Origin of the sequence: Microvirga puerhi, assembly GCF_020089865.1 — a bacterium.
Lineage (GTDB): Bacteria > Pseudomonadota > Alphaproteobacteria > Rhizobiales > Beijerinckiaceae > Microvirga > Microvirga puerhi.
This window is the reverse complement of the sequence record NZ_JAIRBM010000016.1, coordinates 98,970-113,334: the sequence shown is the minus strand read 5'-3', so window position 1 is coordinate 113,334 and position 14,365 is coordinate 98,970. Positions and strand designations below refer to the sequence as shown.

General features: G+C 58.8%; 12 protein-coding genes and 1 pseudogene. 8 read left to right on the top strand and 5 right to left on the bottom strand.

Annotated features, from left to right (window positions below):
* Nucleotides 1–118, top strand: a pseudogene (locus K9B37_RS18685) (IS5/IS1182 family transposase); the annotation flags it as partial.
* 278 nt (nucleotides 119–396) lie between these two features.
* Here the strand turns inward: K9B37_RS18685 and K9B37_RS18680 are convergent.
* The 4 genes from K9B37_RS18680 to K9B37_RS18665 all read right to left on the bottom strand — a co-directional run bounded on the left by K9B37_RS18680 (nucleotide 397) and on the right by K9B37_RS18665 (nucleotide 5,158).
* Nucleotides 397–1,599 carry a mandelate racemase/muconate lactonizing enzyme family protein gene (locus tag K9B37_RS18680; RefSeq protein ID WP_224315038.1) on the bottom strand — a complete coding sequence of 401 codons (1,203 nt, stop codon included), beginning with the start codon at nucleotides 1,597–1,599 and terminating at the stop codon, nucleotides 397–399.
* 111 nt (nucleotides 1,600–1,710) lie between these two features.
* Nucleotides 1,711–3,069, bottom strand: a complete 1,359-nt coding sequence (locus tag K9B37_RS18675; protein WP_224315037.1) for a mandelate racemase/muconate lactonizing enzyme family protein — start codon at nucleotides 3,067–3,069, stop codon at nucleotides 1,711–1,713.
* 138 nt (nucleotides 3,070–3,207) lie between these two features.
* A complete protein-coding gene (locus K9B37_RS18670; protein ID WP_224315036.1) occupies nucleotides 3,208–4,368 on the bottom strand; it encodes a mandelate racemase/muconate lactonizing enzyme family protein in 1,161 nt (386 codons plus the stop codon).
* A gap of 52 nt (nucleotides 4,369–4,420) precedes the next feature.
* Nucleotides 4,421–5,158, bottom strand: a complete 738-nt coding sequence (locus tag K9B37_RS18665) for a GntR family transcriptional regulator (protein WP_439651754.1) — start codon at nucleotides 5,156–5,158, stop codon at nucleotides 4,421–4,423.
* A gap of 160 nt (nucleotides 5,159–5,318) precedes the next feature.
* Here K9B37_RS18665 and K9B37_RS18660 point away from each other — a divergent pair, with 160 nt between their 5' ends.
* The 7 genes from K9B37_RS18660 to K9B37_RS18630 all read left to right on the top strand — a co-directional run bounded on the left by K9B37_RS18660 (nucleotide 5,319) and on the right by K9B37_RS18630 (nucleotide 13,124).
* On the top strand, nucleotides 5,319–6,803 hold the full coding sequence (locus K9B37_RS18660; protein ID WP_224315034.1) for an ABC transporter substrate-binding protein: 1,485 nt from the start codon (nucleotides 5,319–5,321) through the stop codon (nucleotides 6,801–6,803).
* Nucleotides 6,804–6,860: 57 nt separating this feature from the next.
* On the top strand, nucleotides 6,861–7,820 hold the full coding sequence (locus K9B37_RS18655) for a carbohydrate ABC transporter permease (RefSeq protein WP_224315033.1): 960 nt from the start codon (nucleotides 6,861–6,863) through the stop codon (nucleotides 7,818–7,820).
* Nucleotides 7,821–7,825: 5 nt separating this feature from the next.
* Nucleotides 7,826–8,698 carry a carbohydrate ABC transporter permease gene (locus K9B37_RS18650; RefSeq protein WP_224315042.1) on the top strand — a complete coding sequence of 291 codons (873 nt, stop codon included), beginning with the start codon at nucleotides 7,826–7,828 and terminating at the stop codon, nucleotides 8,696–8,698.
* Nucleotides 8,699–8,710: 12 nt separating this feature from the next.
* Complete coding sequence (locus tag K9B37_RS18645; protein WP_224315032.1) at nucleotides 8,711–9,808, top strand: ABC transporter ATP-binding protein; 1,098 nt, start codon at nucleotides 8,711–8,713, stop codon at nucleotides 9,806–9,808.
* Between the two features lie 34 nt (nucleotides 9,809–9,842).
* Entirely contained in the window at nucleotides 9,843–11,006 is a 1,164-nt protein-coding gene (locus K9B37_RS18640; protein WP_224315031.1) for a mandelate racemase/muconate lactonizing enzyme family protein, read from the top strand.
* 20 nt (nucleotides 11,007–11,026) lie between these two features.
* Nucleotides 11,027–11,764: a ribonuclease activity regulator RraA gene (locus tag K9B37_RS18635; protein WP_224315030.1), complete on the top strand. Its 738-nt coding sequence runs from the start codon at nucleotides 11,027–11,029 to the stop codon at nucleotides 11,762–11,764.
* Nucleotides 11,765–11,966: 202 nt separating this feature from the next.
* A complete protein-coding gene (locus K9B37_RS18630) occupies nucleotides 11,967–13,124 on the top strand; it encodes a mandelate racemase/muconate lactonizing enzyme family protein (RefSeq protein WP_224315029.1) in 1,158 nt (385 codons plus the stop codon).
* A gap of 205 nt (nucleotides 13,125–13,329) precedes the next feature.
* On the opposite strand, the gene K9B37_RS18625 is transcribed toward K9B37_RS18630, so the two are convergent.
* Complete coding sequence (locus K9B37_RS18625; RefSeq protein WP_224315028.1) at nucleotides 13,330–13,683, bottom strand: tetratricopeptide repeat protein; 354 nt, start codon at nucleotides 13,681–13,683, stop codon at nucleotides 13,330–13,332.
* Nucleotides 13,684–14,365 lie beyond the last annotated feature (682 nt).

Genomic DNA, 14,365 nt, shown 5'->3' with positions numbered 1-14,365 from the left:
GCTCAACCGCTTCCGCCGTCTCTCCATCCGCTATGAGCGTCGCGAGGACATCCATCTCGCCTTCACCACGCTTGGATGGGCTCTCATCTGCTTCAACCAATGCAGACGGTTTTGTTAGGAGCTCTAAATCAACAAAATCGGCACGTTCCTGACGTAGGCGGCATCAAGGGAAGCCGAGCTCACTCTCCGGAATACCCGTAGGTCCGCCGCTTATGCGGTGAGATATTACGTTGACCTGCCTCGCTGGGATCGTTGGTGGGTCTCTGGGGCGCCCGTGAGGATGCCCCGCTCAGCGCAGCATCCGGCGACGCTTGCGATAGTCCTCACCGCCGGACAAAGAACTCTCGGCCAATGACGGTGCCGAGCAGCGGCAACGCCGCTGCATATGCCTCAGAACTAGTCAAAGAAGCCGGCATCTTCCTCTTTAAGATAGCGCTTGGCGGCTTTAGCGTCGATTTCGAGACCGAGGCCTGGACCGGGTAGCAGATCGATCATCGAATTGTTGACGATGCGACCCGTCGGGAGTCCTAAGATGATGTCGTGCCACCACGGATCCGATGCGGTCGGATATTCGAAGGCGATGTAATTGGCGGGCAGCGTGGCGCACACGTTGATCAATGCGCCAAGCCCTAGGAGACCGTTTGCGGTGCCATGAGGCGCCATGAGGATCGAGTGCATGTAAGCGTGCTCGGCGACCCATTTGAGTTCTGCGATACCGCCGACATCAGCCGGATCGGGTCCGATGATGCGCACGGCCTGCGTCTCGATGAGTTCCTTGAAGTTGTGTCGCAGATAGATCTGTTCGCCGGTATGGATCGGCGTTGAAGTTGATAAGGTGAGTTCGCGATAGGCCTGAGGATTGACCCAAGGCACGTAATCGCCGGTGAGCATATCCTCGAGCCAGGTAATGTTGTATTTCTCGACTGCTCGCGCGAACTTGATCGCATCGGGCAACATCCAGCCTGGGCCGCAATCAAGCGCCAAGCTGACTTTGTCACCAAGTACCTCCTTCATCGCGATGACGCAATCGAGCATGTGGTTGAAACCATGCTCGCTGATCACGCCCTGGTCCATTGCGCCGTGGTAGCCTGAGCGCGTCTGGCGTACGCCATAATGGAAGTCCTCGACCGTATCCTTCATGTTGGAGTGGAAGCTGATACCTTGCTTCACCATGAAGAAGTTCTCGGGGAGTTCGGCCATCCACTTCACGTCGGCGGCGTAGTCCTCCGGGCGGTCGCCCGTCCGCTTCCTGCGCATATTCCCGTTGTAGCACCGAACCTTGTCGCGGACTTTGCCGCCGAGCAGCTTGTAGGTCGGGACGTTCGCCGCTTTGCCGGCGATATCCCAGAGCGCATGTTCGATGGCGCTCACGGCCGCGCCATAGGGCTTGAACGAGCCACGCTGACGAATCTTCAGCATCACACGCTCGACGTCGGTCGGGTTCTCGCCGATCAGTGCTTCGCGAAAATGCAACACCCAGGGCTTGATATAGCCCTTGGTGAATTCCACTTCGCCAAGCCCGTGAATTCCTTCGTCGGTGGTGATGCGGACGATGGGGTGCTTGCCAATGACGGCGCAGCGCAAGTCGGTGATCTTCATGGCCAAGCTCTCTTCGTATGGTGGATGGCTGGGATGCGATAGACAGGTGCAATCCCGACGACAGGCGCCGTTGCGACGCCAGCAGGCGCGCAGACCCTTCGAACGGTGACGTCAGCTCCAAGTGCGATCCCAGGAATATTCGTGATCCCAGTGATCCGTTGGTTGCCAGATGCCGGCAACACCTGGCTGCAGATGCTGGGCGATGACTTCGTCAACGATGTCGTCGATGCCGAGGCCCGGCTTATCGGGGACCTCAATGAAGCCGTTCTTTAGCAGCGGCTTAGGAAGGCCCGTCACGATATCATCCCACCAAGGCACATCGGCCGAGTGATACTCAAGCGCCATGAAGTTTTCGGTGGCGACGGCGACATGGGCCGCAGCCATCGCGGCGATGGGGCTCTCCGCCATGTGAATCGCCATGGCGACGCCAAACTCCTGCGCCATGTCGCCGATCTTCTTGGTTTCCAGGATGCCGCCCGATGTGAGCAAGTCGGGGTGAATAATCGAAATCCCAGCCCTCAGCAAAGGCTCGAAACTCTCTTTCAGATAGATATCTTCACCCGTGCAGATCGGAACCGATGTCGCCTCCTGCAAATGCCGATACTGTTCCGCATACTGCCATGGAATCACGTCCTCAAGCCAAGCCGGAACATATTTTTCGATGCGTTTCGCGAGTCTGATGCCGTTTTGCAGCGAGATGTGTCCAACGTGATCAATGGCAAGCGGGATGTTCGGGCCGATGACATCGCGGACCTCGCAGATGTACTGTTCGAGATAATCTAACCCTTTGTCCGTAAAGTGGAGGCCGGTGAACGGATGACGCACATTCTGCGCGTCGTAAGCGGCGTTGCGCCGCCGGCGCTCCTCCGGCGTATGCGCCCTGCCTTGCGCCGCACGCGAGCGGAGGCCTTCGAGAGTGCCGGCCGGCGCCACTACGGCGTCCGGCAGGTCGGCAATCTGCATTAACCCGAGATCCATTTTGAGGAACGTGAAACCGAGGTCCATGCGCTCTTTGAGGCGGATGCCCGTCGCCGTACCACTGGGTTGCTCCGCATCGGTGTCGCAATACATGCGCACCTTGTCACGGAATTTGCCGCCCAGCATCTGATAGATCGGCACGCCATAGGCCTTCCCGGCAAGATCCCACAAGGCGATCTCGACAGCCGAGACGCCGCCACCTTGCCTCCCATGTCCACCAAACTGCTTGATGCGGCGGAACAGACGGTCGATGTCGCAGGGGTTCTCGCCGAGAAGCCGGCTCTTCAGCATCAGCGCATAGGTCGCGCTGGCGCCGTCCCGCACCTCGCCGAGTCCGATGAGGCCCTGATTGGTGTATATTTTGACCAGCACGGACGCGAAGGGAGCGCCGACGATCTCGGCCACGCGCATATCGGTGATGCGAAGCTCCGACGGCTTGGAGAACGGATTGACTCGATTCAGCGCCTCGTCAGCGCTATCCAGCTTCTGCATGACGGTATCCTCCCTGTTCCCGACGTTCGGCCCGCGCGATGGACCGCAACCGCTTCGCCGGCATGTGTTTGTGGATTGCAGGCGTTACTCACTCCCGACTGCTCAGGCGCTGGCTCGACGCGCGTCGCACATTGTGTCTCAATCGACGACGTTGGCTTCGAGGTACTCGCGATTCATCTCGATGCCGAGACCCGGCGCAGGGCTGAGCTTGAGACTGCCGTTGGAATTGTCGAGCGGCACATTGATGAGAGGATCATATTTGGAGAGGTTCCATTCCGACGTTTCGAGTTTGTAGAAGTTTGGCACCGTCATCATCACCTGAGCACCGGCTACGACATTGATCGGCCCGGCGGCATCATGAGGCGAGACTGGGATGTAATAAGCCTCGCATAGCGCCGAGACTTTTTTCAGCTCGGTAATACCACCTGTCCAGGTCACGTCCGGCATGATGTAGTCGGCCAGCTTATTCTCGAGAATGGGGACGAAGTCCCACTTCGTATGTCCACGCTCGCCCCAGGAGATCGGCACGTTGATCTTCTCGCGCACTTGCTTGAGGGCATTGACGCTTTCTGGCGGGCAGGGTTCTTCGAACCAGTCGATGTTTCCGGCCTCCTCGAGAGACCGGCAGAGTCGGATCGCCGTTGGCACATCGAAGCGGCCATGGGCGTCGATCAGGATTTCGATGTGAGGTCCGGCCGTCTCCCGGATCAGCGCTGTCAACTCTGCAGCCGCATGCTCGTCCTGGCGCGTCATGCTGCCGTCGAGGTAGCCGTCGCGCTGCTCGCGCGCGATGCCATCAGCATGCGGGCCCTGCAAAGGAAACGGATCGAACTTGAGCGCGGTGTGTCCCGATTTCACAATCGCCTGAATCTCGGCGACGACGGCTTCCTTGCTCGTGAACTTGCGCTGATCAGGATGGGTATAGAGCGCAACCTCGTCGCGCACAGGTCCGCCGAGAAGCTCGTATATAGGCTTTCCAAGGGCCTTTCCCCTGATGTCCCAAAGGGCGATGTCAATGGCGCTAAGGCACTCCACAGCGGCGCCCCGGCTCCCCATGTAAGTGAAGGCGCGAAAGAGCTTGTGCCAGAGGCGTTCAATGTGCGCGGGATCCTCGCCGACCAGTGTCAAGCCGATCTGTCGTAGCATCGCCGTCAGGGCACGGTTTGCAATCTTTGTTGTCGTGGTGATTTCGCCCCAGCCGGTGATGCCTTCATCCGTGCTGACTTCAACAAACAGGAACTCTCCCCAGTAGGAGGCGCTCGACTTGATAAGCCACGGTCTGACGCTGGTAATCTTCATGTGTTCCGCTTTCCTGTGAATTCGAGAAGAGGCTGTGCCTCAGGTCGGAAACCTACCCTGCCTGGGCGGCAGCCATGGCTCGCATATGCTCGAGAATGTGGAGTCCGGATCCTTCGACATGCCGCGCTACGAGTTCGGCCGCCCGATCGGCGTCACCCGCTTTGATGTGGGCTATCAGCTCACGATGGTCGCTGATGACCTGCGCTCGCCGCGCAAGAGTGAAGCCGAACCGGCGGCTGACCGCTCGGAGAACCTCGCGATGCTTCCACCACAGTTCGGCAGCGTGCCGATTGTAGTGTCGCTGGTAGATCACGGTGTGGAACTTCGTGTCGAGCTCGCTGTGCAGGGTCTGGTCAGCGAAATTGTTGGCCTCGATCTGGCTCTGGACCGCTTCGAGTTCCGCGATGTCGGCCTCAGTGGCCATTCCGACGAACCAACGCGTCAGCGACGGCTCGATCAAAACCCCGATCTCATAGATGTCGCGAATAAAATCGCGGTCGATCGGCCGGACGCGCGCGCCGCGATTTCGCGTGAAAATGACGAACCCTTCGCCGCGCAGGAGTTGCAGCACCTCCCGAACTGGCGTCGTCGAGCTGCCATGACGCTTGGCGAGGTCTGCCACGACGAGGCGCTGATTGGCCTTGAGCCGCCCCGAGACGATGTCGTCTCGGATCACCTTATAGAGCAGCGCCGTGGAGTCGGTGGAGGCGCCAATCGGGTCAATCCCGATCGGCGGCGCCGCCTGGTAGTCACTTGCCCCCCTCAATCTTACCTCCAATGCCCAGATCATACGTCAGCTGACACAGATAATATACGATCTGACGCAATTGACATACAAGTCTAGCTCTGTAATCGTCGCTCAATAGGAGCATCGATCAAGAAAAAGCTCCAAAAGAGGGTGGAAGCCACAGTGCCAGTGCGCGCTGGCCCTGAAGAATTGGAGGGACTTGATGTCGACCTTTAACTTCGGCCAGGCCATTCGCGGTGGTGTTTCCGCGGCTGCTATCACGTCGCTGCTAATGTCGTCGCCAGTGTTGGGCGCGCCCCCCGTCGACCTGAGCAAGTGGTCGCCGGAATATGTGCGCTCGATTGCGGGCACAAAGGACTTCGACACCGCTGCCGACTGCAATAAAGTCACGCCACTCGATTACAAAGGACGTCTCACGTTCTGGTACCAAGGCGTGTTTGAGGGCGATCCTGACCTCTTGCGGCAGTACTATAAAGACTTCTTTGCTGCCTTCCGAAAGACCTACCCCAACATTGACTTGCAGGAGCAGGCGCTCACCTACAACGACCTGCTCGACAAGTTCCGGACGGCGCTGCTCGGCAACGCCGGGCCGATGATGGTGCGGCTGCAGATCTTGGGTGGCGTCGAATTCGCCTCCAAAGGATATCTCCAAGAGCTGAAACCCGAAGACGTCGGCTACGCAACGGAGGATTTCTGGCCCGGAGCCATGAAGTCGAACATGTGGAAGGGTAAAACCTACGGCATCCCGACCAACAACGAGACGATGGCATTCATCTGGAACGCGGACATTTTCAAACGGGCCGGTCTCGATCCCGACAAGCCGCCGGCCACCTGGGACGACGTCGTCAAATACTCCAAGCAGATCCACGATAAGCTCGGGATCGCAGGCTACGGACTCGTCGCCCGCAAGAACGCCGGCAACACACCGTATCGCTTCTTGCCTCAGCTCTGGGGCTACGGCGGCAGCGTGTTCGACGAGACCACGCAAAGCCCGACATACGGGCGGATCGAAATCAACAGCCGGGCAAGCAAGCAGGCTCTGCAAGCGTCGTATGACATGTATGTGCGCGACAAATCTGTGCCGGTTTCGGCATTGACCAACCAGCAAGCCGACAACCAACCGCTCTTTCTGGCGGGTCAGCTCGGAATGATGATTTCGCACCCGTCCGACTACGACGTGATGCTGGATCTAAAGAAAAAAGCGTCCGGGACCGATGTGCAGAAGGCTCAGACGGTCATCGACAACATGCGCTACGGGCCAATCCCGACCGGGCCGGACGGCAAGCGCGCGGTCGTGTTCGGCGGTTCGAACATGCACATCCTGAAGCCGGAATACGTGGACGGGGGCAAGGTGGATCTGCCGGCCGCCAAGGCGCTCGCTTGTTTCTGGGCAAGCCCGGAATGGTCGCTGAAAATGGCTTATGCCGGATCAAACCCTGGCAACCTGAATGGCTTCAAGACGAAGTGGATGAAAGAGCGCCTGGACAATATCAAGTTCCTCGACGTCACGACCTCCATGTTGCCTTACGGCGTCCCGTTCCCGACTATTCCCGAGACGCCTGAAATCATGAACATCGTTGTGCCCGATATGCTGCAGAATGCGCTCACGGGCGCGATGACGGTGGACCAAGCTACCGAAGACGCTGCCAAGAAGATCAAGAATATCATGAGCGGTGGAAAGCTCTAGCCAGCTTGGCCGGCGGTGGTCGCCGGTCTCTTTCCCTCACAGGAGAAGGGCGCCCCGATGACCATGGCGACGGGCCTGGTTGACGCTCCTTTGAAGGCAAAAGCGAAGCGTTTTGGCTTCCTTCGGCAGGCATGGGACCATCGCTTCGATTATCTCTACGTTTTGCCCGCGATTGTGGTGATGCTGATCGTGATCGCCTATCCGATCTACTACACCGTGGAACTGTCCTTTTTCACCACGCCACCGAGTCTCCAATTGCGTGACAAGGAGTTCGTCGGCATCGACAATTATGGGCTGATCCTGAGTAGCGACGTGTTCTGGCGCGTTACTGCCAACACATTCATCTGGACCCTCGCCTCGACTGCGTTCGCTTTTACTCTGGGGCTAGGGAGTGCGCTCGCTCTCAACCACGAGTTTCTCGGCCGTGGTGTTTTGCGCGCCATCCTCATCATTCCATGGGTCATAAGCGCGGTCGCCGCGTCCTATATCTGGAAATGGATTTACCATTCGGATTTCGGCCTGATCGGCGCCGTTCTGGTCGGGCTGGGTCTCGCCGAACGGCCGCCTAATCTCATCGACAGCGTGGGCACCGTTCTGCCATCGCTCATCGTCGTTAACGTATGGCGCGAGTTTCCGTTCGCGATGATCATGCTGACGGCCGGCCTGCAGACCGTTCCCGATCAGCTGCTTAGGGCGGCGAAAGTCGACGGCGCAGGCGCGTGGCAGCGTTTCTGGCATGTCACGTTCCCCCATCTTCAGGGCGTGTCCACCGTGACGATCCTGTTGCTCGCGGTGTCTAACTTTAACTCCTTTATCATTCCTTGGATCATGACCGGCGGCGGCCCATCGAATGCGTCTCATATCTGGATCACCCATATCTACGAGCTCGCCTTCGGGCGCCAGCGGTGGGGCATCGCGTCAGCCTACTCGGTGCTTTTGTTCCTCACTCTGATGACGCTGGGCTATTTCTATGTACGTGCTCTGAGTAGCGCCGAGAACAAGGAGCGCGTTGCTTAATGTCAATGACCAGCATCGTCACGACCAGGAGAGGCAAGCCGATCGATGCCTGGCGCTGGATCGGGCGGATCTTCCTTGTGATGATGCTCTTCTACACAGCGGTGCCAATGGCATGGATGTTGCTCACGTCGATCAAATCCGGTTTCGCAGCCATGCAGCTCCCGCCCCAATGGTTGCCCAACGAACCGACGCTCGCGAGCTACAAGAAACTGCTTGATCCCAATAACAGTGTCGGCCAGGACTTCCTGAGATTCTTCTGGAACAGTCTTTTTGTATCGACCATGACGACCGCGCTCGCGGTCATCGTCGCCGTCCCTGCGGCCTACGCTTTCTCGCGATTCGACTTTCCTGGACGTAAGTTCCTGTTCTTCGCGGTGCTGCTGCGCAACATGTTTCCTGCAGTTATCTTCCTTGTGCCGCTCTTCATCTTGATGCGGCTGCTCGGCCTTGTGAACACCCACGGTTCCCTGATTCTAACGTATCTCACGTTTGGCCTGCCGCTCGCAATTTGGCTGCTCAAGGGCTTCTACGACAATATTCCCTACCAACTTGAGCAGGCGGCGCGCATCGACGGCGCGACCCGATTCCAAGCGTTCGTACTGATCGTGATGCCGCTTTCCGCGCCGGGAATTGTGGCCACGGCCATCTATTCCTTCATCGGTGCTTGGAATGAGTACATCTTCGCCTACACGTTTCTCAACAAGAATGAGCAGTTGACGCTGCCGGTCGGCATTCAACGGTTCTTCTCTGAAAACACGACTGACTTCCCAGGCCTCATGGCCGCCAGTTTCATGATGAGCCTGCCGGTCGTCGTGCTCTTCCTCCTGCTGCAACGCTACTTTGTCCGCGCCCTTACTGAAGGTGCTGTCAAACATTAGGGGAAAGGTCTCATGGCCCATGTGGTCTTGAAGAGTCTGGTTAAGACCTATGGCGCCTTCGCCGCCGTCAACAACGTGTCACTCACAGTCGAGGACGGTGAGTTCGTTGCGCTGGTCGGTCCCTCGGGATGCGGCAAGACCACCACGCTCAATCTGGTCGCCGGGTTGATTCCGGTTACGTCTGGCGAGATCACAATCGGGGACCGCGTGGTCAACGACGTCGACCCGAAAGATCGCAACATTGCGATGGTGTTTCAGAATTACGCGCTCTATCCGCAAAAATCGGTCTACAAAAACCTGGCGTTTCCGCTGCAAATGCGCCGGCTCCCCCGTGACGAGATCGATCGGAAGGTTCGGGAAGCAGCGCGCGTGCTCGACATGACGCACTTGCTAGAGCGAAAGCCGCGTGAGCTTTCAGGCGGACAACAACAGCGCGTGGCCCTTGGCCGGGCGCTCGTGCGCGATCCAGCGGTCTTCCTCATGGATGAGCCGCTCTCCAATCTCGATGCCAAGCTTCGCGTGCAGATGCGCTCTGAGATCAAACGCTTTCACCAGGACCTCAAGGCAACGATTATTTACGTGACGCACGATCAACTCGAAGCTGTCACCATGGCCGACAAGATGGCCGTCATGAATGGCGGTTATCTGCAGCAGTACGATTCACCGGCTCAAGTCTTTGCCCACCCGGTCAACATGTTCGTCGCCAGCTTCATCGGTAGCCCGGCGATGAGCCTTATCCCACTTGAGGCATCGACAGTAAATGGGCAAACCGTGTTGACCGGTGCAGAAGGCTGGACCATGACGCTCTCGCCGCTCAACGCTCGGAAGGTGCAGCGTTCGACCACCAGAAAGATCGTGCTGGGGGCACGTCACTCCACGATCAAGCTGGCCAAGGACGCGTCTCCAAACGCGATTCCCGCCAAAGCCTACACCGTGGAACCAACCGGGGATGTGACTTTTGTGCAGGCATTAATGTCCGGGGCCGTCGTCAACATAAGCGTGCCACCTAACGTCGCCATCACACCGGACGAGCAGATCTGGCTCGAGTTCGATCAGGAACGCATGCATCTTTTCGATGGCGCGACCGAACTGGCCCTAAAGGTCGATTGAGACAGATCGATCCGATGGGGCGTAGGGGCAGGGGATGACCGCAAAGCTTAGGATTACTGAGATTATTCCCTACCCGGTTTGGGTCGGGGTGCGGAATCAGATGCTCGTCAAGGTCGAGACCGATCAGGGTGTCTTCGGCTGGGGCGAAAGCGGCCTGAGTGGACGCGAGAGAGCAGTCGCTGGCGCCATTGAGCACTATCGCGAGTTCCTGATCGGGCGGGATCCCATGCAGATCGGACGGATCTGGCAGGAAGCATACCGCAGTCAGTATTTCGAAGGCGGGCGGGTGCTGCAGGCCGCAATTTCCGCGATTGATATCGCTCTGCACGATATCAAGGGTAAGGTCTTGGGAGTGCCGGTGTACGAGCTGCTCGGTGGCAAGCAGCGCGACCGGGTCCCCACTTTCGCCTCCACCGGGGACGAGGCAGAGGGCAATGTCGCCATCGAGCGTGCCCGCGAACTGATTGCACAGGGATGGCAAACGATCCGCTTCTTCCCGGTCGGACAGAGCAGCAAGAAGATCTTCGAACCGCGCGAGTCGATCGGTGCGTCTGCCAGAATGCTCAACAAGGCCCGTGAGGAGCTCGGCAATGACGTCGTCCTTGGCATCGATTATCATCACCGTCTCTCCATTGCGGAGGCTGCAAGCTTCTGCAACAAGCTCGGTCGAGGCGTGCTCGATTTCATTGAGGAGCCGATACGGGACGAGACGCCCGAGGCCTATGAAGCACTGCGCACAATGACGGACGTTCCTTTTGCCATCGGCGAAGAGTTTGCCAGCAAGTGGCAGTTCCTGCCTTATATCGAGCGCGGTATCCACCAGTTTAACCGGATCGACGTTTGCAATGTTGGTGGGCTTACCGAGGCGATGAAGGTGGCCGGCTGGAGCGAAGCGCACTATGTCGATTTGATGCCGCACAATCCGCTTGGTCCCGTCTGCACGGCTGCTTCTGTGCATCTCGCCGCAGCGGTTCCTAATTTCGCTTGGCTCGAAACGAGAGCCCCTGAGACGAAGCTGGGCTTCGACAACTCGGACTTCTTTCCGGTACAGCCGCGCCTCGATGGTGCCGATTATCTGGTCAGCGACATTGTCGGACTTGGCGTGGAAATCAACGAAGCTGCGGTTCGGTCGCAGAGCCCGCGCTTTTGGGAAGCGCCGCATCTCCGGCGCCGCGACGGATCTGTCACTAACTGGTAACCCATTGGACCGAGGGGACAATGACGCAGACATCCGACATCGTAAGGCCCGCCAGAGAACTGATCGAGGGGCTCAGGGAAATCGGCGCCGCAACCGTCGCCGGTACGCTCGGACATATGGGTTTTCGCAATCCTCACATCGTCGGCCCGGTTGCGCAGAACCCTGGCAAGGCGATCGTCGGACCGGCTTTGACTCTTCAGTTCCTGCCTCAGCGACCCGACCTCTTCTCCGAGGGCGAGTATGCCGATCCAGAGACGCAACTGCATCGGCACGTGCTGTACCATGTCCAGGAGGGCGACGTGGTCGTGGTGGATGCGCGCGCTGACATGAGCTCGGGAGTCTTTGGCGACATGATGAGCACCTACTTCAAGGGTAGAGGAGGGGCAGGAATCATCATCGACGGGTGCATGCGTGATCGGCCCAATGTTACGCGACTTGACCTTCCGCTCTGGTTGCGCGGGTGGACGCCTAACTACCACGTGCAGACAAGTATCTATCCCAACGCTGTGAATGTCCCCATTGCATGTGGCGGCGTGACAGTGATGCCCGGCGATATCATCGTAGCCGACGACGACGGGGCCGTCGTGGTGCCCGTAACCATGGCAAAGGCCGTGATAGAAGAGGCGCAGAAGCACCATGAGTGGGAAGTGTTCTCACGAATGAAACTGTTGGAAGGGGCGCCGTTGCAGCGGTACTATCCGTTGCACCCGGATGCTGAAGGAGAGTACCAAGCTTGGCGAGCCGCGCATCCGAAATAATGTGCGTAGACCTCGTTGGCGATCGATGAGGTCTGGGGGAAGTGCCGCTACAGCACAAAGCGAAAATCCTCAGCGGGTTCGGAAGCCTTGGCCTCGGATGAGAGGGCGGCCTCGACAACAATGCCGCTCCAACAAGGGGCAGCAGACCGGTTCGGCCAGGCAGAGAAATTCTAGGCTCACCCTCCAACGTGAAGGGAAACCGATGAAGGTCACGGACATCAAGACGGCGGTCGTTGCCTACCACGGTAAGGCGACGCTGATTAGGATCGATACTGACATTGGCATTTCGGGATATGGCGAGTCTAATCCCGACGCCGGCGCTGCGGCAATCGTAGGTCTGATCTCCGAGCTGAAACCGGAGCTGGTTGGCGAGGATCCGCGCAACGTCGAAGCTTGCTGGGAGAAGATCCGGCGCAAGCACGTTTTTTCCGGCACACAATCGGGCATCTTTCTGATCGCGTTAAGCGGAATCGAGATGGCGCTTTGGGATCTCGCAGCCAAGGCGGCCGGTCAACCGCTGTACCGTATGTTCGGCGGCAAGTTCCGTGACCGCATCCGCCTCTACGCTGATTGCGGCGACGGAGACGACCCTTCGGGGTCCCCTGAAGGTTGCGCCGCCAGGGCAAGGTGCATGGTTTCGGAGGGTTTCACAGCACTCAAGTTCGATATCGACAATCTGGACCACCAGGCGAAGTTCGACGTAGCCAATCACACGATTAACGGCGCAGAACTGCGCTCCATGGTGGAGCGGGTGGCTGCGGTTCGCGATGCAATCGGGCCCGACATCGATTTATGCATCGATCTTCATGCGCGTTACGATGTGCCGAGCGCCTGTCGCATTGCCAGCGAGATGGAGCGCTTCAGCTTGCTATGGCTAGAAGAGCCGATCCCGGCAGAGAATGTCGAAGCGCTGAAGCAGATACGTATGCGCAGCAAGACGCCGATCTGCGTCGGTGAGAACCTTTATCTGCGTTGGGGGTTTCGTGAGCTCCTCCAGGGGCAGTGTGCCGACGTGGTAATGCCGGACGTTCCCAAGTGCGGAGGACTTTCGGAGAGCCGGAAAATTGCGCATCTCGCGGAGATCTACTACCTGCCTTTCGCCCCGCATCTCGTATCCACCCCCCTTGGCACCATGGCCACCTGCCATGTTTGCGGTTCGGTGCCGAACTTCCTCGTTCTCGAGTGGCACGCCCTTGAGGAGCGCGAGGTGTGGGACAGCTATGTCCATGTCCCTCACGGTCGGAAGTCGATCGTCAATGACGGCCACATCGCCTTGCCTGATGCGCCGGGTATTGGCGTCGAATTGAACCTCGAAGGCGTCCGCAGGCACGCCGTCGGGGGCTATGGCGTTTTTGATTAAGGCCTCATGCATAGCCCACCCGTCGCTCCAACATCCGGTCGGTCGTCGGGCTCACCGTCCCTGGGAGCATCGTGCGGACGAGTTGACTTCGTCTTCCACCATCAACGATGCTCTCCTCCGAGGAGAAAGCATCGGATTTAACCCACAAGCTCGAACCCTCTCTTTCGGTCTGATGCTTCAGGGCTCCCCACGAATGGGCCGCAATCTAAACAGGTCCCTTTGGCAATCCGGCTTGGCAGAGCGCCTCGACATAGGTCCGCAAAACCGGCTCGCTGACATAAGGCATCCGGTCAGGGAGATTGGCGACAGTTGCGTCCGGCTCGATCTTCAGGATCTCGTCACCGATCCCCCGTGCACTGTCCATCTCACCCATTATCACCAGGGCGACCGCGAGGCTGCGAAGTGCGAGAGCAAAGCGGCGGTTCCGGATCACCGCCTGTTCTGTCCACAAAGCCGCCTCTGCATATTTGCCTTCGACGATATACGTGAATGCCATCCCGGTCAGCGCAACCCATGGCGTTGGCTGCGTGGGATTGAGACGCGTGGATTTTTCGATCAACTCACGGCCGGCTGCGGGATTTCCATTCGCGGCCTCGACCTAGCCTGCCAGTGCTAAGGCGATGTCGGAGTTCTGATTGATGTTCAGTGAGCGCCGAAACAGCTCCTGTGCGCGGGGGCCATCCTTGGCCAAGTCCCAGATCGCGAATGCCGCCATCCACAGCGCGTTGGGGTCATGGGGCAAGGGCAATCGCGTCCCACGCCAGATTCCCCCCTTGATCCTGGCCCTTCCGACGGTCCTGCCCACCCCTGGAATTGGCATAAGTCACGATAGCACGCCGATGCGGCCATGGCTTGAGCGTAACCAGGTTCGCACACCATAGCCTTGTCGAAGCATTGTATGGCTGCGGTCGTGGCTTCGGCGCTGTATTCATTGATCAGTGAGAGCCCCCGAAGATAGAGGTCATAGGCATCCAGGCTCTGCGGCGGCCGACGACGGACCCGGTCGGCCTCGCTAAACAGAAGCTTCGGCTCGTTGGCCGCAACGACGTTCGCGGTGATCCGGTCCTGGAGTTCGAAGACATCTTGAAGGACCCCATCGTAGCGGTCGGCCCACAAGTGGATTCCGAATCGTGCATCAATGAGCTGGGCCGTAATACGAAGTCGCCCGTTGCTACGGCGGACGCTGCCTCCCAGCACATAGCCCACGCCGAGCTCTTGCCCGATCCGACGAATGTCAATCG

Bases quoted from the DNA above. Each gene is read 5' to 3' on its own strand.
- K9B37_RS18680 (WP_224315038.1), bottom strand. From the start codon at position 1,599: ATGAAGATCACCGACTTGCGCTGCGCCGTCATTGGCAAGCACCCCATC.
- K9B37_RS18640 (WP_224315031.1), top strand. From the start codon at position 9,843: ATGACCGCAAAGCTTAGGATTACTGAGATTATTCCCTACCCGGTTTGG.
- K9B37_RS18645 (WP_224315032.1), top strand. From the start codon at position 8,711: ATGGCCCATGTGGTCTTGAAGAGTCTGGTTAAGACCTATGGCGCCTTC.
- K9B37_RS18650 (WP_224315042.1), top strand. From the start codon at position 7,826: ATGACCAGCATCGTCACGACCAGGAGAGGCAAGCCGATCGATGCCTGG.
- K9B37_RS18670 (WP_224315036.1), bottom strand. From the start codon at position 4,368: ATGAAGATTACCAGCGTCAGACCGTGGCTTATCAAGTCGAGCGCCTCC.
- K9B37_RS18665 (WP_439651754.1), bottom strand. From the start codon at position 5,158: ATGATCTGGGCATTGGAGGTAAGATTGAGGGGGGCAAGTGACTACCAG.
- K9B37_RS18660 (WP_224315034.1), top strand. From the start codon at position 5,319: ATGTCGACCTTTAACTTCGGCCAGGCCATTCGCGGTGGTGTTTCCGCG.
- K9B37_RS18655 (WP_224315033.1), top strand. From the start codon at position 6,861: ATGACCATGGCGACGGGCCTGGTTGACGCTCCTTTGAAGGCAAAAGCG.
- K9B37_RS18635 (WP_224315030.1), top strand. From the start codon at position 11,027: ATGACGCAGACATCCGACATCGTAAGGCCCGCCAGAGAACTGATCGAG.
- K9B37_RS18675 (WP_224315037.1), bottom strand. From the start codon at position 3,069: ATGCAGAAGCTGGATAGCGCTGACGAGGCGCTGAATCGAGTCAATCCG.
- K9B37_RS18630 (WP_224315029.1), top strand. From the start codon at position 11,967: ATGAAGGTCACGGACATCAAGACGGCGGTCGTTGCCTACCACGGTAAG.